The 18,896-nt window shown below is 59.1% G+C and carries 15 protein-coding genes; 7 read left to right on the top strand and 8 right to left on the bottom strand.

Going from position 1 to position 18,896, the window contains the following annotated elements; all coding sequences use genetic code 11:
* Window positions 1–81 precede the first annotated feature (81 nt).
* From fdhF to HUV30_RS07060, 6 genes are all read right to left on the bottom strand, one after another.
* Window positions 82–2,778, bottom strand: a complete 2,697-nt coding sequence (fdhF, locus tag HUV30_RS18380) for a formate dehydrogenase subunit alpha (protein ID WP_174404747.1) — start codon at window positions 2,776–2,778, stop codon at window positions 82–84.
* Window positions 2,779–3,029: 251 nt separating this feature from the next.
* A complete protein-coding gene (gene nuoF, locus HUV30_RS07080; protein WP_308481065.1) occupies window positions 3,030–4,916 on the bottom strand; it encodes an NADH-quinone oxidoreductase subunit NuoF in 1,887 nt (628 codons plus the stop codon).
* Between the two features lie 8 nt (window positions 4,917–4,924).
* A complete protein-coding gene (locus HUV30_RS07075) occupies window positions 4,925–5,455 on the bottom strand; it encodes an NADH-quinone oxidoreductase subunit NuoE family protein (RefSeq protein ID WP_174404746.1) in 531 nt (176 codons plus the stop codon).
* Window positions 5,456–5,516: 61 nt separating this feature from the next.
* Window positions 5,517–6,431 carry a bifunctional methylenetetrahydrofolate dehydrogenase/methenyltetrahydrofolate cyclohydrolase FolD gene (gene folD, locus HUV30_RS07070; protein ID WP_174404745.1) on the bottom strand — a complete coding sequence of 305 codons (915 nt, stop codon included), beginning with the start codon at window positions 6,429–6,431 and terminating at the stop codon, window positions 5,517–5,519.
* A gap of 287 nt (window positions 6,432–6,718) precedes the next feature.
* Window positions 6,719–8,518: a formate--tetrahydrofolate ligase gene (locus HUV30_RS07065; protein WP_174404744.1), complete on the bottom strand. Its 1,800-nt coding sequence runs from the start codon at window positions 8,516–8,518 to the stop codon at window positions 6,719–6,721.
* Between the two features lie 344 nt (window positions 8,519–8,862).
* A complete protein-coding gene (locus HUV30_RS07060; RefSeq protein WP_174404743.1) occupies window positions 8,863–9,387 on the bottom strand; it encodes a universal stress protein in 525 nt (174 codons plus the stop codon).
* A 459-nt stretch (window positions 9,388–9,846) separates the two neighbouring features.
* Between HUV30_RS07060 and HUV30_RS07055 the strand changes: the two genes are divergently transcribed.
* The 3 genes from HUV30_RS07055 (at window position 9,847) to hrpB (ending at window position 14,328) form a co-directional block, all read left to right on the top strand.
* A complete protein-coding gene (locus tag HUV30_RS07055; RefSeq protein WP_174404742.1) occupies window positions 9,847–10,509 on the top strand; it encodes a substrate-binding periplasmic protein in 663 nt (220 codons plus the stop codon).
* Between the two features lie 229 nt (window positions 10,510–10,738).
* The gene (locus tag HUV30_RS07050; protein ID WP_174404741.1) at window positions 10,739–11,584 is read left to right on the top strand and encodes a substrate-binding periplasmic protein; all 846 of its coding nucleotides are present in this window, start codon (window positions 10,739–10,741) and stop codon (window positions 11,582–11,584) included.
* A 137-nt stretch (window positions 11,585–11,721) separates the two neighbouring features.
* Window positions 11,722–14,328 (top strand): ATP-dependent helicase HrpB, encoded by a 2,607-nt coding sequence (gene hrpB / locus HUV30_RS07045; RefSeq protein ID WP_174404740.1) that lies wholly within the window; start codon window positions 11,722–11,724, stop codon window positions 14,326–14,328.
* A 325-nt stretch (window positions 14,329–14,653) separates the two neighbouring features.
* On the opposite strand, the gene hgcB is transcribed toward hrpB, so the two are convergent.
* Together hgcB and hgcA are read right to left on the bottom strand one after the other, a co-directional pair.
* Complete coding sequence (hgcB, locus tag HUV30_RS07040) at window positions 14,654–14,950, bottom strand: mercury methylation ferredoxin HgcB (protein WP_174404739.1); 297 nt, start codon at window positions 14,948–14,950, stop codon at window positions 14,654–14,656.
* 9 nt (window positions 14,951–14,959) lie between these two features.
* Window positions 14,960–15,946, bottom strand: a complete 987-nt coding sequence (gene hgcA, locus HUV30_RS07035) for a mercury methylation corrinoid protein HgcA (RefSeq protein WP_243452102.1) — start codon at window positions 15,944–15,946, stop codon at window positions 14,960–14,962.
* Between the two features lie 145 nt (window positions 15,947–16,091).
* On the opposite strand from hgcA, the gene HUV30_RS18530 reads away from it, so the two are divergent.
* The 4 genes from HUV30_RS18530 (at window position 16,092) to HUV30_RS07020 (ending at window position 18,881) form a co-directional block, all read left to right on the top strand.
* Window positions 16,092–16,316: a pentapeptide repeat-containing protein gene (locus HUV30_RS18530; protein ID WP_373869334.1), complete on the top strand. Its 225-nt coding sequence runs from the start codon at window positions 16,092–16,094 to the stop codon at window positions 16,314–16,316.
* Window positions 16,313–16,444 carry a hypothetical protein gene (locus HUV30_RS18525; RefSeq protein WP_373869328.1) on the top strand — a complete coding sequence of 44 codons (132 nt, stop codon included), beginning with the start codon at window positions 16,313–16,315 and terminating at the stop codon, window positions 16,442–16,444. The genes HUV30_RS18530 and HUV30_RS18525 overlap by 4 nt, the downstream gene beginning before the upstream one ends.
* Before the next feature lie 590 nt (window positions 16,445–17,034).
* Window positions 17,035–17,709 carry an endonuclease III domain-containing protein gene (locus tag HUV30_RS07025; RefSeq protein ID WP_174406119.1) on the top strand — a complete coding sequence of 225 codons (675 nt, stop codon included), beginning with the start codon at window positions 17,035–17,037 and terminating at the stop codon, window positions 17,707–17,709.
* Entirely contained in the window at window positions 17,706–18,881 is a 1,176-nt protein-coding gene (locus HUV30_RS07020) for a murein hydrolase activator EnvC family protein (RefSeq protein ID WP_174404736.1), read from the top strand. The genes HUV30_RS07025 and HUV30_RS07020 overlap by 4 nt, the downstream gene beginning before the upstream one ends.
* Window positions 18,882–18,896 lie beyond the last annotated feature (15 nt).

The following is an 18,896-nucleotide window of genomic DNA, read 5'->3' as shown; positions in this document are numbered from 1 at the left end:
CAGGACCAATCGAAAAGCCCGTCCGGCTGCCACAAGGCAACACGGACGGGCTTTTTTTCATCTCATAAAGGGGGGGCAGCGTCAGACCGCAGGCTCCACACGCACGGCGCAAACCTTGAACTCGCTGATGCCGGATGCCGGATCAGACGCATCGTGCGTCAGCCGGTTTGCAGCCGCCTCGGCAAAGTGGAAGGGAATGAACACCGTACCCGCCACCGCCTTGGGTGAAATGCGGGCCTTCACCACTATGCTGCCACGGCGCGAGGTCACGCGCACATCCATCCTCTGCCCTATTCCCAGACGCAGCGCATCTTCACGGGCCAATTCCACAAAGCACTCAGCTTCCTTGGCGGCAAGGCCCTTGGCCTTACGGGTCATGGTGCCGGTATGGTACTGATAGAGCACGCGGCCCGTGGTCAGGATGAACGGATAGTCGGCATCCGGCAGTTCCGCCGGAGGCACGAAGGATACGGCATGAAAGCGCCCCTTGCCGCGCAGGAAGCCCTGCGTGTGCAAAATGGGGGTACCCTCATGTTCGTCATGCGGACACGGCCAGTGAATTCCTTCCTCCTCTATCCGGCCATGGGAAATGCCTGCGTAGGAGGGGGTAACAGCCGCAATCTCACGCATCACATCCTGCGGTGAACGGAATTGCCATGTGGCACCCATGCGTTCTGCCAACGCACAGACTATGCGCCAGTCTGCCAGCGCTTCGCCCGGTGCGTTCACGGCTTTGCGTACGCGCTGCACGCGGCGTTCGGTGTTGGTGAAGGTGCCGTCCTTTTCTGCAAAGCAAGCCGAAGGCAGCACCACATCTGCCCGACGCGCCGTCTCGGTGAGAAAAATATCCTGCACCACAAGGAAATCGAGGGCATCAAAGCACCGTTCCGCATGCCCCAGATCGGCATGGGACACCATGGGGTTTTCGCCCACCAGATACAGCGCCTTCAGCGTTCCTTTTTCCATGGCGTGGAACATGTCGCGCGAGGTCATGCCCCGCCCTTCCGGCAGGGTGGTTCCCCACACGGCGCCCACAGCCTCACGTGCGGCAGCATCCGCAACATTACGGTAGCCCGGCAGCTTGTCCGGCAGCCCGCCCATGTCGCATGCGCCCTGCACGTTGTTCTGTCCGCGGATGGGGTTGAGTCCGCCGCCCGCACGGCCGATGTTGCCGCACAGCATGGCAAGATTCGCCAGCGCCTTCACGTTGTCCGTGCCGCTCACATGCTGGGTCATGCCCATGCAGTAGAAAATGAGCGCTCTGCCTGATGCATACAGACGCGCAGCCTCTTCCACCTGTGCGGCGGGAATGCCCGTCACGGCCTGCACATGCTCCGGCGTGAACAAGGCAACGGAAGCGCGGAATGTCTCGAATTCCTCGGTACGCTCGGTCACGTACTCCGCATCGTGCAGATTCTCGCGCAGAATCACATGGGCAATGCCGTTTATCCATGCCACATCCGTTCCCGGTGTGGGGCGCATCCAGATATCCGCATGGCGGACTATGCCCACCTTGCGGGGGTCGGCAACGATAAGGCGGGTTCTTTTGCCGTCGGGCCTGCCGAACTTCACGGCACGCTTCAGTGCGGCAGCCAGCACGGGATGGTTCTCCGTGATGTTGGAGCCGGTAATCAGCACCACATCAGCATTGACCACATCATGAATGGGGTTGGTTGCAGCTCCGCTTCCGAATGCGGCGGCCAGACCGGCCACCGTGGGGGAGTGTCAGAGTCGCGCGCAGTGGTCGACGTTATTCGTGCCGACCACTGCGCGGGCAAATTTCTGCAACAGGTAATTCTCTTCGTTGGTGCAGCGGGCCGAGGTGAGCACACCCACGGCATCTGCGCCCTCTTCCGCACGCACTGCGGCAAGCCGCTGCGCCACCACATCAAGCGCTTCATCCCACGTGGCGGGAACAAGCTCGCCATCCTTGCGGACCAGCGGCGTTGTCAGCCGCTCCGGTGAGCCGATGAATTCAAGGCCGAATCGCCCCTTCACACACAGGCTGCCGTGATTGGGGGCCACATCGGCACCCGTGACCATATGCACGGTATTATCGCGCACATGCAGGTTCACCTGACACCCCACGCCGCAGTAGGCACAGGTGGTGCGCACCGCGCGGGTTTCGCACTGGCGCGGTTTCTTGCGGGCATCCTTGAGCGCAATGGCACCCACAGGGCAGACCTGCAGGCATTCACCACAGAACACGCAGTCAGACTGGCCCAGAGGCAGGTCGTTGCCGGTGATGATCTTGGTCTTTGCCCCGCGATAGCCGTAGTCTATGGCATCGTTCACCTGCACCTGCTTGCAGGCCTGCACACAGCGCCCGCACAGGATGCATTTGGAAAAATCGCGGATGAGAAAGGGATTTGACGCATCCGGCTTGTGCGCGGGCTTGCGCGCCTCGAATTTTCTGCCACCGGCACCGTAGCGGAAAGCCAGCGCCTGCAGGGTGCAGTCGCCGGAAGCCGGACAGAGCAGACAGTCGTGCGAGCCGGAAGAAAGCAGCAACTCAAGGTTCATTCTGCGCGACCGCACCACGCTTGGCGATTCGGTCTGAATCTCCATTCCCGCACCGGCCGGTGCAGCACAGGAAGCCACAAGGCTGCGCGCGCCCTTCACTTCCACCACGCAGATACGGCATGCGCCCGTGGGCGTTGTGCCTTTCAGGTGGCAAAGCGTGGGAATATCCACATGATTACGCCGCGCCACGTCCAGAATGGTTTCTCCGGGTGTGAACTCGCAGGTAATGCCGTTCAATGTCAGTGTATTGCTCATACGGAATTCCAAAGAGCTTAATTGTATACATGCCCGATGCTTATGGGGGTGCAGGGCTTCTTTCCTGCCCGCCGGGGCATTCGCAAAACGCCAAAGGCGCTTACACACAAAAACTATTCTGCCTGAGTACGTCCAGCCGGTGGCTTGTCAGAATCGACTCCGGATCAAATCAGGATCAAATCCGGAACAAATCCGGATCTACTCCATACATACTCTGACCAAGTCAGGGGCTCCCTCAGCGTTACTCGCGGCTAGTCTATGGCATCAAAGGGGCATGCCTCGAAGCAGCTCATGCAGCGCACACAGATATCGCGATTGATCACAGCCACTTCCTTTTTCTGCCACGCAATGGCCTGCACAGGGCAGGTCTGGAAGCACTTGCCGCACTTCTTGCACTTGTCCGCGTTGACCGTGAAATCGAGCAGCGCGGCGCAGCGCTTGGCAGGACACTTCTTCTGCTTGATGTGGGCATCGAACTCATCGCGGAAATACCGCAGGGCGGAAAGCACAGGGTTGGACGCCGTCTGCCCCAGCCCGCACAGAGCCGATTCCGTAATCATGGAAGAAAGCTCTTCCAGCAGCTCGATATCGCCATCTTCGCCCTTGCCTGCGCATATCTTTTCCAGCAGTTCAAGCTGGCGGCGCGTGCCTTCCCGGCAGGGAGTACACTTGCCGCAGCTTTCGTCCTGAATGAAATCAAGGAAGAAGCGGGCCATATCCACCATGCAAGTGCGGTCGTCCATGACAATGGCACCGCCGGAGCCCATGATGGCGCCGACCTTGGCTATCTCTTCATAGTCGATGATGACATCAAGATATGCCTCGGGAATACACCCGCCGGAAGGACCGCCGAGCTGCACGGCCTTGAGCTTGCGCTTTTTGGGAATGCCGCCGCCGATGTCATAGACAATGCTGCGCAGGGGGGTACCCATGGGCACTTCCACAAGGCCGATGTTGTTCACATCGCCGGAGAGCGCGAACACCTTGGTACCCTTGCTCTTTTCCGTTCCCACAGAGGCGTACCACGCACCGCCGTTGAGCATAATCTGCGCAACGTTGGCCAGCGTTTCCACGTTATTGAGGATGGTGGGTTTTTCCCACAGCCCCTTGTGCGCAGGGAACGGAGGACGCGGACGCGGCATGCCGCGCTTGCCCTCGATGGATCGCATGAGCGCGGTTTCTTCGCCGCAGACGAAAGCGCCAGCGCCCTGATAGATTTCCACGTCGAAATCAAAGCCGGAACCGAGAATATTGTGACCGAGCAGACCAAGTGCACGGGCCTGTTCTATGGCTATCTGCACACGGCGCACGGCCAGGGGATATTCGGAACGACAGTAGATGTAGCCCTGATACGCGTTAATGGCGCGGGCCGCGATGATCATGCCTTCCAGCACGGCATGGGGGTCCGCTTCCAGAATGGAGCGGTCCATGAAGGCACCGGGGTCGCCCTCATCCGCGTTGCAGAGCACGTATTTCACATCGCCCGCGCTGCGCTGGGCAAACTGCCACTTCATCCCCGTGGGGAACCCTGCCCCGCCGCGACCGCGAAGGCCGGAGGTGAGCATTTCCTGCACAATGGATTCGGGCGTCATTTCCAGCAGGGCTCTGGCCGTGCCGCGATACCCGTCGCGGCCTATGTAGTCCTCGACGGATTCAGGGTTGATCACGCCCTTGTTGCGCAGGGTCCACGGCTGCTGGCGGGCGAAAAAAGGAATATCGCCGAAATGCGGAATGGGCTTTTTTGTCTGCGGGTCACGATACAGCAGGCGTTCCACCTGCCTGCCGTGCACAAGCTGCTCTTCCACGAGTTCGGGAATGTCATCAGCAGCAAGCTTCTGGTAAAAGATGTTCTCCGGATGCACCAGCAGCAGCGGGCCGAGCGCGCAAAAGCCGTTACAGCCCGTTTCCACAATACGCACGGTATCCGTCAGGCCGCGCGCGGCCACTTCTTCCACAAGGCGGTTCTTCACCGCTATGCTGCCGGTGGCATGGCAGCCCGTGCCGCCGCAGATAAAGATGTGCCGCATGTTCGGCGCATGCAGGCGGGCCGCATACTCTTCGCGCATGACTGCAAGGTCGTCCACCGTCAGACGGCGGGCGGCTGTACAGCAGCAAGCGTTATCATGTTGTACCGTCATGCAGCCCCCTAGGTGTACTTCTTGAGCAGTTCAAGCACTCTGTCGGCAGATACGGCTCCGTGCGTATCTTCCCCGACAACCATGACAGGCGCAAGGCCGCAGGCACCAAGACAGCGCACGCCTTCAAGGTCAAAGCGGCGGTCCTCGGTGGTTTCCCCCTCGCGAATGCCGTATTCCGAGGCAATGCGGTTGATGACCTCGCGAATGCCCTTCACGTAGCAGGCAGTGCCCGTGCACACCTTGATGGTGTGACGGCCCTTGGGGTTGAGCGAAAACAGGGAATAAAACGAAACCACGCCAAACACGTCGCTGGCAGGAATGTTCATGCCCTCGGCAATGCAGTCCAGAAGCTCGATCGGGAAGTATCCCACCACGCCCTGCGCCTCGCGCAGCACGGTGATGAGCGCACCCGGAGTTTCCTTGTGACGGGCGATGATGGCGTGCACCTCTGCCCACTGTTCGGGGGTGATTTCGGAATCGTTTTCCGCGGTTCCGCAGCAGCCCGAAGCAACGCCATGCGAATGATTGCAACAGCTCATCGGCTCTCCGGTAAAGAAAGGAATACGCCGCCCCGCGTCTGCGGGGCGGCGCTGAAACATACTATCTGGGCAGGGTGTCGGCCATTGTGCGTTCAAGATGCATCCAGGCCGACTTTACGGTGTTCTTCATCAGCATGGCAATGGTCATGGGACCCACGCCGCCGGGAACAGGCGTGATCTTGCCGGCAACCTTGCAGGCCTCGGCAAAATCCACATCGCCGGAAAGAATGGCCTTGCCCGTGGTGCTGGTACCCACGCGGTTCACGCCCACGTCGATAACGGTGGCACCGGGCTTGATCCAGTCGGGCTTCACCAGACCGGGAACACCGGCGGCAACGATAAGAATATCGGCACGCTTGCAGTGTTCGGCAATGTCATGGGTGCGGGTGTGCACCATGGTGACGGTGCTGTTCGCGCCACGGCCCTTCTGGCCCATCATGACGGAAATGGGCTTGCCCACGATGTTGGAGCGGCCCACAACAACCACTTCCGCACCGCTGGTCTCGGTACCGGAACGCACGATCATTTCCTGAATGCCCGCAGGCGTGCAGGGAAGGAACCCGCCGTTGTCGCCGCCTATGACCATGCGGCCGAGGTTGACGGGGTGAAAGCCGTCCACGTCCTTGTCAGGATTGATGGCGTAGATGACCTTTTCTTCGTTGATGTGCTTGGGCAGGGGCAGCTGCACCAGAATGCCATGAATATCCGGGTCCTGATTGTACCGTTCGATGAGGGCGAGAAGCTCCTCTTCTGAAATGGACTCGGGCTGGCTGTCCTGAATTTCGTGAAAGCCCAGCTTGAGGGCTGTTTTCACCTTCAGGGTGACATAGCTGACCGAGGCGGGGTTTTCACCCACCAGAATGGTGACCAGCCCCGGAACCTTGCCGTGCTTGGCCTTCATTGCCTCAACTTCAGAGGCAAGTTCTTCCAGAATGGCGGTACGCATGTCGGTGCCGCTGATAATTTCCGCGCTCATGGCAGGCTCCCGTGACGTAAATATGTATGATGTCGTGCCGCGCACGGTATTGCCCAGACGCGACACCCTGTCAACCCGCAATTTGCTCAGCCAAGGTACAGCCCTTTCGGCCCGAGACAAGGGTACACCATCCGCACGGGATGCGCACCCGCAAGGGACCGAGAAGAGTCTGTGAACGGGCTGTGAAGGTACGACAGAATGCATGAGGCAGGCCGGCGGGTGAGGAGGCACACCGGCCTGCTCTGCACAGCAGAAACGCCGGAGACATTGCTGTCCCCGGCGTTCTCTTAGAACAATCCTTCCACGCGGCCCGTATCCGTATCCACGTCTATGCGCCTGAACGAGGGGTTTGACCCCGTTCCCGGCATGAGGGATATGGAACCGGCCACAGGCACCACGAATCCGGCCCCGCCGAAGGTGAGCACATCGCGCACTTTGAGCCTCCAGCCCTTGGGTACACCCTTGAGGGTGGGATCGTCGGAAAGCGAGAGGTGCGTCTTGACCATGCACAGGCCAAGCTTGGAAAGCTCGGTATCGTTCTCGATGGATTCGAGACGAGCCTTGGCTTCAAATGAATAATCCACGCCGTCTGCGCCGTAGACTTCCGTTGCCACCTTTTCGATACGCTGACGCATAGGCATGGACCAGTCATACAGCGGGGTGAAGGTAGTCTTGTCGTTGCAGGCGTCCATAACGGCATCTGCCAGCTCAAGCGCTCCTTCGCCGCCGTATTCCCAGTGCTTGGAAACAGCCACGCGGGCACCGGCGGCCTCGCACAGTTCGCGGATCTTTCTGATCTCGTTCGGGGTGTCCGTGACAAAGGCGTTGATGCACACCACGGGGGATACACCGGATTTCTTCACGATGTTCACATGGTGCAGCAGGTTGGCGCAGCCCTTTTCCACCCATTCCACGTTCTCGGTGGTATAGGCTTCCGGCAGCTTCTTACCGGGGACGGGCATGGGCGCACCGCCATGACACTTGAGCGCGCGCACCGTGGCCACGACAACCGAGGCATCGGGCGTAAGGCCGCTGTAGTGGCACTTGAGGTTCCAGAACTTCTCGTAGCCGATGTCGGCACCGAAGCCGGATTCCGTGACATGATAGTCGGAAAGTTTGAGACCCACCTGATCGGCGATGATGGAGCTCTGGCCGATGGCGATGTTGGCGAAGGGACCGGCATGCACGATAACGGGCTGGCCTTCGAGCGTCTGGATAAGGTTGGGGTTCACGGCATCCACAAGCCATGCGGTCATGGCGCCATCCACCTCGAAATCCTTGGTGGTGAGCGGCTTGCCGAACTTGTCGTAGCACATGATGATCTTGCCCATGCGCTCGCGCAGGTCCTTCAGGTCCTTGGAAACGGCAAGAATGGCCATGACTTCGGACGATACGGCGATATCGAACTTGGAGCGCATCATGTAGCCGTCCTGCGCACCGTTCACGCCGTCCATGCCGATGACGATGTTACGCAGCGCCTGCGCACAGTAGTCTATGACCCAGCCCATGGAGATGCGGGTGGGGTCCACGTCAAGGCGCGGCATGCCGGAAAGCTTGAGCAGCTTTTCGTCGGAATAGTTGCGCTCATGCTGCATGCGCGCGGTAAGCGCGGTCATGGCAAGGTTGTGGGCGTTCATGATGGCGTTAATGTCGCCGGTGAAGCCGAGAGAAAACGGCGTGAGCGGAATGCACTGCGAGCGGCCGCCGCCTGCGGCGGAGCCTTTCACCCCCATGGTGGGGCCGCCGGAGGGCTGGCGGATGGCGGCAGAAGCCTTTTTGCCCCTGCGGCCGAGGCCCTGCACCAGGCCGATGGTGGTGGTGGACTTGCCTTCGCCCAGCGGTGTGGGGTTGATGGCGGTTACGTTCACGAACTTGCCGTTAGGCTTGTCCGCAAGGCGCTTGAGCACGCTGCGGTAATCAATTTTGCCCATGTAGTGACCATAGGGCAGCAGCTCGCGCTCCTCAAGGCCCATCTCGTCACCAAGCTTATATATGGTCTTCATGCGGGATTCGGCGTCCTGCGCGACTTCCCAGTCAGGATGATCCTTGGGGTCCAACGTTTTAATGTTGTTCACATCCAGCTGCATACTCTCGTCTCCTTCAAAGAAAGCGTGGCGTCGTTCTTTTCCGCGGCCGCACCGGAACGGTCCGGCATAATACCACAGCGACGGAAACATAGACAATGAGCAGACACACGTAGGTTCTGCCTGCTCATGCATTCTGCGCAGACCTGATCAAATCCCGTGTGGTCAAGCTGCAGTTTTTCTAGCGCACACAGACCATTTTCGTCAACTTTACATCAAAGTTTTAATGGAAAACATCAATTTGGTTTTTAATTTTGCACTTATTTTCATATCCATTCGAATTAATGCAATAAAAAAAGCCCGGAATCTTTCGATTCCGGGCGTGTATTCAGCCATACTGCCAATGGCTACTGTCTGCAGCACTTTTCCTGCAGGTTGGGAACCGGCTCAAAACGCCACTTCCACATGCATTCCTTGCCGCAGGAATTGGTGCAGTCACATTCAGTACCCACTACGAGCACGGGAATGGGGCTGGTGGAGCTCACCTTGCTTGCCACGGAGCCAAGCACCTTGCGCATGCCGGTCTGCCCCTTGGCACCCATGATGATCATGCCGCAGTTGTGTTCACAGGCGGCCTTGATGATGGCTTCCGACGGTTCACCGGAAGCAACCACGGTTTCAAATTCAACTCCGGCTTCCTTGAAGCCGTCTTCGTAGATGGCGAAAACCTTGTCGATGCCTTCGAGATTCTTCTGCACTACTTTCTGACGGTCTTCACCGCCGATGCGGCCGGAAATCTGGCCGTGTGCGTAGAAAAGAATCACCTTGGCGCCGCACTTCTGCGCGAGTGCCACTGCATACCGCTTTGCCCTGCGGGAAGATTCGCCGCCATCAACCGGGACCAGAAAATTGTTGAGAATAGGTAGTTCCATTGCGCTTTCCTCCGAAAAAATGATTATGCCCACTGACTGTGTGATCAAACAATTATACCTCTGCAAGCACCACGTCAAGGGTTCGCAGCAGAAAAAATGTGAACCACTCACTTTGCATGCAGTCACACCCCGACAGGCAGACATGCCCACATTTCCTGTAAGCCCTGATTTTTTTCTCGAAATGGACAGAGTAATGGTGTAGTGTCGCATTATCTTCTGAGAACAAGCATGCATTTCAAGCGGGAATCAATGCGGCACACCATTCCCTGCATACAATGGTCAAAGGTGCTCATCACATTTCTGACAGCGAGCTGTCTGGTGTTATGTGCACTTAATCCCCTCCTGCCCGTGCAGGAGGCTCTCGCCTCCGGCCCGTCACAAGCCACGCCGTTCTCCCCATCCCTGACAAACACGCCGAAAATCCCTTCTGCCCGGAGCACCATCAACGATATCTATTTCATGACCGAGCAGTACCCCCCGTTCAACTATCGTGACGGAGGACGACTCAAGGGCATCTCCATTGATATTCTGAATGGGATGCTGAAGGAAATGAATGCCACCATTTCCTCAAACAATGTCCGGCACCTTCCGTGGGCGCGGGCCTACAAGACCGTGCTGCAGACTCCGGGCACCTGTCTTTTCGTAATGACGCGCACCCCCGACCGCGAACACCTGTTCCGGTGGGTGGGTCCCATCATGCCCACAACCATTGCCATTATGGCCCCCAAAAGTGCGCACCTGATCATCCGGCAACTTGCCGATCTGAAGAAATACACCATTGCCGCCCTGCCTGACGACATCGGGCATACCCTGCTGGTCAAGAACGGGCAGCCGCTCGCAAAACTGACAACCAATCCATATGCAGAGGGCATCATAGAAATGATGCTTAAAAAAAGAGTGGATGCATGGGCATATGAGGAATCTGTCGCTTCGTTCTTCATTCGCAAGTGCGGGCATGATCCGCACGAATTCGAATCCGTATTTGTGCTTACGCAGGCAGAACTCTACTTTGCCTTCAATATTGAAACACCTGACCACATCATCAGTACATTTCAACGTGCCTTTGACACCATAAAAGCGCATGGAGATGTTGACGAAATAATCCATCGCTACATTCCGTAGCGAAGCCGCCCGCCCCCTTTCTGCAGCAGGTCACCTGCCACTCCGCACCGCCCGGAGATCTGCCCTCACCTGAAGGCTCTATCGTTGCCCGCTTCCCTCACGCAGCGCACCGCCCGGCATGTGGGTACGGAGGATAATGATAACCTTGCCTCCTCTGCATTCTCTCATTGCCTCTGCCCCCCCTTTTCAGGATATAGTGGTAAAAACCCCTTATCAGCAGAGGTGTGCCATGCCAGTCATCATCCCCCTGTTCAGGTTATGCAGAAGCGTGCTTGCTCTGTCATTTTACACAGTTGCCCTCACCTGCCTGTGGCTGACATTCAATCCGTCACCGGCATGGAGCGCCCCGCCGCAGGCTGCAGGCGAACCCCATACGGCTGCCGCGCCCGCCACAATCGGCTCCATCACGTTCATGACGGAAGACTATCCTCCGTATAATTACTACGAGAACGGAAACCTCAAAGGCATCTCGGTGGACATTCTCCACAGTGTTCTGACCCGCCTGCGGGTGCCGGAAGATGACAAGCGCATCAGAATACTGCCTTGGGCGCGGGGATACAAAACAGTGCTTGAAACCCCCAACACCTGCCTGTTCTCCATGAACAGAAGTCCTGAACGGGAACAGCTGTTCCAGTGGGTCGGCCCCATTGCTCCCAACACCATCGTCGTTCTGGCCCGCAAGGACAGGCACATCACCGTCAGCAACGGCGACGATCTCAACAATTACACCATTGCCACCATTCAGGACGACATAGCCCACAACATGCTGCTCAAGCACGGCTATCTGGACAACAAGATCGTCAAAAACCCATACGCCACAAGCATTATCGAAATGCTCAACAGAAAAAGAGTGGATGCATGGGCCTATGATGAAACCGTGGCCCGCTACTTCATCAGGCAGGCAGGCTACACCCCCAACGATTATGAACGGGTGTTCCTGCTTGATTCGTTCGACACCTATTTCGCCTTCAACTGGGATACGGACCCGCAACTGGTGCAGAAGTTCAGAGAAGCATTCAACGCACTGAAGGAAGAAGGCAAGGTGGAGGAGATCATCCACAGCTATACGAAGTAGGCTGGGCGGACTTTTCAGGATTGGGCATTTCGGGTATCCCCCGGTCATCAGCAGAATAATGCTGCCCGATACGTCGGCAGATTGAATCAGCAGGATGAACCGGAAGGACCAATCCGAAGGATGGAACCATAGCCCGAATGCATATACTCCCCATAGACACCATACTGCCCGATCTGCTCACGAGCCTTGAGCATACGCCGAATGCCCTGCTCCATGCCCCGCCCGGCGCAGGTAAGACAACCCGCGTTCCCCTTGCCCTGCTCAGTGCGGGCTGGCTGGGAGAACGGCGTGTCCTCGTGCTTGAACCCCGCCGCATTGCCGCCCGCGCGGCAGCCGGATTCATGGCCCGCGCTCTGGGGGAAGAGGTGGGCAGAACCGTTGGCTACCGCATTCGCCACGAAACCCGTGTTTCCGCAGCCACCCGCATAGAAGTGGTGACGGAAGGCGTACTCACGCGCCTGCTGCAGGCAGACCCCGAACTTTCCGGGTACGGCATCATCATCTTCGACGAATTTCATGAGCGCAGCATCCACGCCGACCTCGGCCTTGCCCTGTGTACGGAATCGCAGGCCGCCCTGCGCGACAACCTGCGCCTGCTTGTCATGTCCGCCACGTTGGACTGCGCCCCCGTTGCCTCCCTGCTGGGCAGGGACGGCACACCCTGCCCCGTCATTTCCAGCGAGGGACGATCTTACCCAGTAGAAGTGCGCCACGTTCCGCCACCCCGTCGGCACATGCAGTCTTCCGGCGTACATCTTGATGATGCCCACGCCGCTTCCGTCATCCGGCACGCCCTTGCCAATGACACGGGCTCCGTTCTCGTATTTCTCCCCGGTGCCGGAGAAATACGCCGCATCGCCGCCATGCTCGAAAGCACCACCCTGCCGGAGAATGTGAGCGTCCATCCGTTCTACGGAGACCTCAGCGCATCGGAGCAGGACGCCGCCATTACACCGGCACCGGCAGGCACACGCAAGGTGGTGCTTGCAACCAGTATTGCGGAAACGTCCCTGACCATCGAGGGCGTGCGCGTGGTCGTGGATTGCGGACTTTCCCGTCTGCCCCGTTTCGATCCGGGCAGCGGCATGACGCGGCTGGTGACGGAACGGGTATCGCTCGCCGCCGCAACCCAGCGGCAGGGCCGTGCCGGACGTCTGGAACCCGGCACCTGCTACCGTCTGTGGGATGTGGCAGAAGAACATTCCATGCGCTCCTTTGCCGCACCGGAAATCGCCGAAGCCGACCTTGCAGCACTTGTGCTTGAGCTGGCCGCATGGGGCATTGCCGGATATGACGGAGCACTTGCCCTGCCGTGGCTCACGCCGCCTCCGCAAGGAAATTACCAGCAGGCCTGCACCCTGCTCCGCGACCTTGGCGCACTGGACGAGGCCCTGCGCATAACACCCCATGGCTCTGAGCTGCTTTCTCTGCCCCTGCATCCGCGCCTCGGACACATGGTTCTCACGGCGGCACGCTCAGGCGAAGGCGGCACGGCCTGTGTTGTTGCCGCGCTTCTTTCCGACCGCGACAGCAGACAGACGGGAGCGGACATGCGTCATCGCATGGCGGAATGCGCTGGCCTAACGCAGCCGCAATCCGATCAGTCGCAATCCGGCACGCCGGAACGCGCCATGAGCGGAGGCCGCAACCGCATGGCCGACACGGTGCAACACATCATGCGCACAGTCCGCCACGCCATCCCCGACGCCGCATTCAGACGGGCCGATCCCGAAGCGGCCGGAGAGTGCCTGGCCCTTGCCTACCCCGACCGCATCGCCCAGCAGCGCGGCAACGGCACCTTCCGCCTTTCCGGTGGCAAGACAGCCTACCTGCCTCCGGAAGATCCCCTTGCACGTGAATCCTTTCTCGCCGTGGGAGAGCTGGATGGCAACGCCGCACGGGCGCGCATATGGCGGGCGGCTCCCGTTGGCAGCGACCTGCTGGAAGAATTGTTTGCAGACCGCGTAACGCAAGGCTCGTTCGTGGTGTGGGACAGCAGGACCGAAGCCGTGGCGGCCCGTTCGCAGAAGCGTCTTGGCGCGCTCATATTAGCGGATGCCCCGCTGGCGGACGCAGGCAGCGCGGATGTGACCGATGTCGTGGTGGAAGGGATACGTTCCATCGGGCTGCACTGCCTCCCGTGGACAGCGGAAGCCACAGCGCTGCGAGCCAGAATACAATTCCTGCGCGCCGTGGATGCGGCAGGCTGCGAGACGAAGGACGAAACAACCAGCGCGTGGGAATCCGTCTGGCCCGATCTTTCCGATACCGCCCTGCTCGACACGCTCCCGCAGTGGCTCGGCCCATTCCTCAACGGCATAACCCGCCGCAGCCAGTTCAAGTCTCTGGACCTGTGCGCCGCCATCACCGCACTGCTCGACTGGCCCATGCAGCAACGGCTGGACAGGGATGCTCCCACCCATCTTGAGGTACCTTCCGGTTCCCGCATCCGGCTGGACTATACGGAACAGGGCGGCCCGACCCTGCCGGTCAAACTGCAGGAAATGTTCGGTGCAAAGGAAACACCTGCCATCGCAGGTGGCCGGTTCCCGCTGCTGGTACACCTGCTCTCACCAGCCGGAAGACCGCTGCAGGTCACCCGCGACCTCGTCTCCTTCTGGAAAAACGGCTACCCTGCCGTGCGGGCGGAAATGCGTGGCCGCTACCCCAGACACCCGTGGCCCGAAGACCCGACCACGGCCCGGCCCACCCGCCATGTAACGAAACGCATGCAGCAGGGGTAATTCAGGAATGGCTTGAAGGAACATCCTGCGGGGATGTAAAAGAAAAAACCAGACTGCTGACGAGGTCATTTCTGGTTTTTTTTGGCTCCGCCGGGCAGGAACCTAACGTTCCTGCACCTCGTATAAGCGATGAAAATCCGTTTTTGAATTTCAGCTCCGGCTTAACGGAGATGTGGTTTTACTGAGAACACAGCTTTGTCATTAACCAGAAGCGCTGTGTGCAAACACAGCGCTTCAATCATACCAATAAAATTATGTTGGTTATTCTTGCCGCACTATTCTCGCCTGCCATATCGACCTGAAGCCGGAGACCGGTAAGCCTCCCCTAGCAGCAGCCGGTGCCGCCGCCAAGGCGGACGGGAATGCCCTTCTCATGCAGCCAGCGCTTGATCATGAGCGAAGCACAGCCCACACCGGGGGTAACGAGTATGGCGTCCACCGGGCAGTTTTTGGCGCATGCGCCACACTCGATGCAGGCATTGCGGTCTGCAAACACGGCCTTGCCCTTTTGTACGGTAAACACCTGATGCGGACATACCTGCACGCACACGCCGCAGCCCACACAGGTTTTGGCTTCCAGTGCAATGCTGGCCACACCATCGATATAGCGAAAATCTTTCATACGCCCCCCCTATCCGATGAAGGCAGCCGCAACCCAAAGGCACAGGCACACGGCAACGGTAAGAATCTGCAGGGGAACAGCGCGGCGCATCTCCCATTCCACGCCCGTGGGCGAGGTATAGGGGGTGGACCCGCTGAAGTTCATTGCCAGAAACGATCCGAGACAGGGCGTCCATGCGGCGAGCACCACAAGCTCAAGCCATGTTGCCAGCGGCCATGCGCAAGCCAGCATGGGCAGCACCGCCACCCCGCCGGCCAAGGCACCGTTGGCGGCAAAGGCCCTGAAAGGCAGCACCGGCAGCAGAACCGGCACGGCAACCTGCCCTGCCAGCACACCGAAGAGCGTTGCCCACGCAAACGGCGCAAGCCTGCCCACCGCAGCGGAGAAGGAGAAGATGTCCGGCCCTATGCCCGAAAGGACAAACATGACGGCAAAGGCAAGCAGCAGCGTCTTCCAGAGCAGCATGATTTCCACAGGAATGAGCACCGCACGTTCCTTGAGCGGAAAACGGACAGTACGCATTTCTGTCGTGGCCTGCATGCCGGATTCCAGAAATGCCGGAAGATCCGCTGAAAGCACGGGGCCATATACCACGCTGAAACCGGTGGCGCGGCGCACTTCCTTGGCGGAAACACCGGGTGCGCCCAGCTGCGGCAGAATGATGCGACGGTGCTTCACCACGCGGTCAAGCCGCACCCGCTGCAGTCGCTTGATGACCTCGGCGGTGGAAAAAAGATTCTTGCCTGCCGCGCACCACACGTTGATGCCACGCGTATCCAGCACGACCATCCAGAGATTCTGTCCGGCAAGGTCGCTACGCACGGCGTCGAAGGTGAGTTTGTAGTTTGCGGTGACAATGACCGGAGAGTTCGCATCCGGATTACCCATGGCATACAGGCCGGGAGAAACGGCGTAGTTGTTGCGGGTCACGCCCAGACGCGCAAACGCGGTTCCCAGCCAGTCCTGCAGCCCCCACGCATGCGTGATACTCGGCACGTCACCTGCGGGAGTGTCCACAAAATGCGTCACACAGGGATAAACGGCATAGCCCGCGCGCTCATACGACCTGGCCTCAGGTCGCGGGGGAGGGCCTCAGCACGGTTCCGCGTCGGGAGACGCGGTGTCGCGCGAAAATTGTGCCATGAACGGATCGGGGCTGGAACAGCACGCGGATGCCGCAGGCTGCTCGCTGCAGCAGGAACCGCCTTTGGAGGCAGCGGGGACGGCAAGTTCCAGAGGCCGCAGTTCCTGCTTCTGCGTCGGGGTGCAGCAGCAGGCGGATTCGCCAGAAGTGGACTTAGCCGAAGCAGACTTTTCCGGAGCGAACGTTATTGGAGCGGACGTTATTGGAGCGGAGTTTTCTTGAGCGAACTTTTCAGGCGCCATTTTCAGCGTACTGCCAAGTGGCTTGGGCGCAGACGCCTCTTTACCGGAAAACGGCGCGACACCCTGTGCGGCAAAGGGATCATAGGCTTTGAGCTGCACACCGGCTGATCCACCATGGGAAGCATCCGACGATGAACAGCCGCAACCGGAAACAGCGGCAGATGGATTCTCCGCACACAGGCAGGCGGTGCTTTCCGTACCGGCAGCCTCTGCACAGGCGCAGCCTCCCTTGCCTCCGTCGTGGCTCGAACAGCCGCAGCCTGAGGATGTTACGGGGGAGGCTTCGGTAGCAGCTCCGGTAGAAGTCACGGAGACAAACGTTTCTAGTTCCTTCACATGGTCCTCTGAATTGGCGGATGCCCTGTCATGCGGTTACGTTGGTAATTTGCCCGATCATCCGGACATCAGGACAAGGCGTTGAGCGCGGCCTATCCTTACGGCTGCTCTATTCCGAATGGCGTTTTCCGACAGCATGGCCCGGCAGCTTGGGAACTGCATGGACCGGTGGCATGACCCGGTGGCGTCATCCGCCACCAAAATCAGGAATAACACCGAAAAGAAGTTCCGAAACAGGACAAACAGGCTGTGTGGGCCGTAAAGTAATACCGTATCCGGCGGGAGGCAACCCTTCCCTTCCCGGCGCGGAAATATCCCGCCTGTTGCAACACGCGTCCGGAAGAGATAGCATGCCACCCCATATGAGCCGTGCAGACCTCCTCCTCAACATGTACCAGTCCATGCTCGACCGGCTGGGCCCGAGCCATTGGTGGCCCGGCGAAACGCCTTTCGAAGTGGCCGTGGGTGCCATTCTTACCCAGAACACCAACTGGGGCAACGTGGAGCGCGCCATCGCCAACCTCAAAGCCACCGGCAATCTGGCCCCCGATGCCATGCTCGCCCTGCCGGACGCAGAACTGGCAGAGCTCATCCGTCCTTCCGGCTACTACAATATGAAGGCAAAGCGGCTGAAGCAGCTCCTGCTCTGGCTGCAGGACACCTGCGACGGAGACATAGCCAACCTCGGCAGCATGGAAGTGAATGCCGCGCGCACGGCCCTGCTCTCGGTCAAGGGCGTCGGGCCGGAAACTGCCGACTCCATAGCCCTGTATGCTGCGGGCCTGCCCACCTTCGTGGTGGATGCATACACGCTGCGCATATACTCACGCCACGGTCTGATACCGGAAGATACCGACTATCACACCCTGCGCGACTATTTTATGGATGTACTCCCGCACGACCCCCATCTTTTCAATGAATACCATGCCCTGATCGTGCGCGTTGCCAAGGACTGGTGCAAAAAAGGCACTCCGCGCTGCGAAGACTGCCCGCTGGCCGAGTTTCTCGACACCCATCCGAACGGAGGCCGGGCATGATGCACAGCCAGCCGCCACAAAGCCGCCATCCCGTTCTGCCCTTGCAACCTCATAAGATTCCGGCCGTTTTTGTCTTCATGCTCACGCTGGGCATGCTGCTGTTTACTGCACCTGCCATACGGGCCGCAGGGCCTTCCGACATCAAGGCCAACCTGAAAGACCAGAAGCAGAAAGCGAAGAAGACCGAGCAGACCCTGAACAAGCTCACGGCCAAGGAACGCGATCTGCACAAGGAACTGGCCGCGGCCGAAGACCGCATCAAATCGCTGGAACGCGACCTCAATTCGCAGGAAGCCGCCCTTGCCGAGATAGAGCAGAACAAGGCTGAATCGGAAAAGAGCCATGGCCGCCTGCTGCAAAAACGCCGCAAGACCGAAAAAGAACTGGAAGAACTGCTCAATGCCATGTGGCCGCTGTACATTGAAAGCCGTGCCGGACGTGGAGCCAACATGCCCGACTGGCATGAGAGCGACAGGCGTTTCGAATGGTCCACCCGCGTGTATGCGGCCATAAATGAAAAAAACAGGGAACTTGCGGAACAACAGCAGGAAATTGCATCCGTTCTGAAAAAGCAGGAGGAGCTTGAGCGCAAGGCCCGCGAACGCCTTGCCTCGGTCAACAAATCAAAGGACAGAATTCTGCGCGACAAGCTGGCCTACAACAGCCGCCTGAATAACGTCCGCAAACAGAAGGAAGACGCGGAAGCCTCGCTCAAAAACGTGCTTTCGCTCATTCAGGATCTCAATTATCGTCTGGAGACATCCGACAAGCCGGAAGGCAAGTTCGCCCTGAACAAGGGCCGCCTGCCGTGGCCTGCCCGAGGTATGCTGACATTGCGTTATGCCCCCGCGGCCGATCCGCCCACGCGCGGCATAGGCATTGCCCTGATGAACGGCGCTCCTGTTCAGACCGTGGCCTCGGGCAAGGTCGTGCACAACGACATATTGCGCGGTTTCGGACGCGTCGTGATCGTTATGCATGATAAGGAATACTATTCGTTGTATGCATATCTTGCTGACAGCAATCTCACTGTAGGGCAGGATGTGAAAAGAGGACAGAAGCTCGGTACAGCCGGGTACTTTCCCCGCGTGGAAGGCCCCGGGCTGTATTTCGAATTGCGTTTTCACCAAAAAGCCATTAACCCTGAACCGTGGCTAACAGCTTCAAATTAGATACGATACAGTCTC

It is taken from the genome of Desulfovibrio subterraneus, from assembly GCF_013340285.1.
GTDB lineage: Bacteria > Desulfobacterota > Desulfovibrionia > Desulfovibrionales > Desulfovibrionaceae > Halodesulfovibrio > Halodesulfovibrio subterraneus.
The sequence above is the reverse complement of the archived record's forward strand: the minus strand, read 5'-3'. Positions and strand labels throughout refer to the sequence as shown.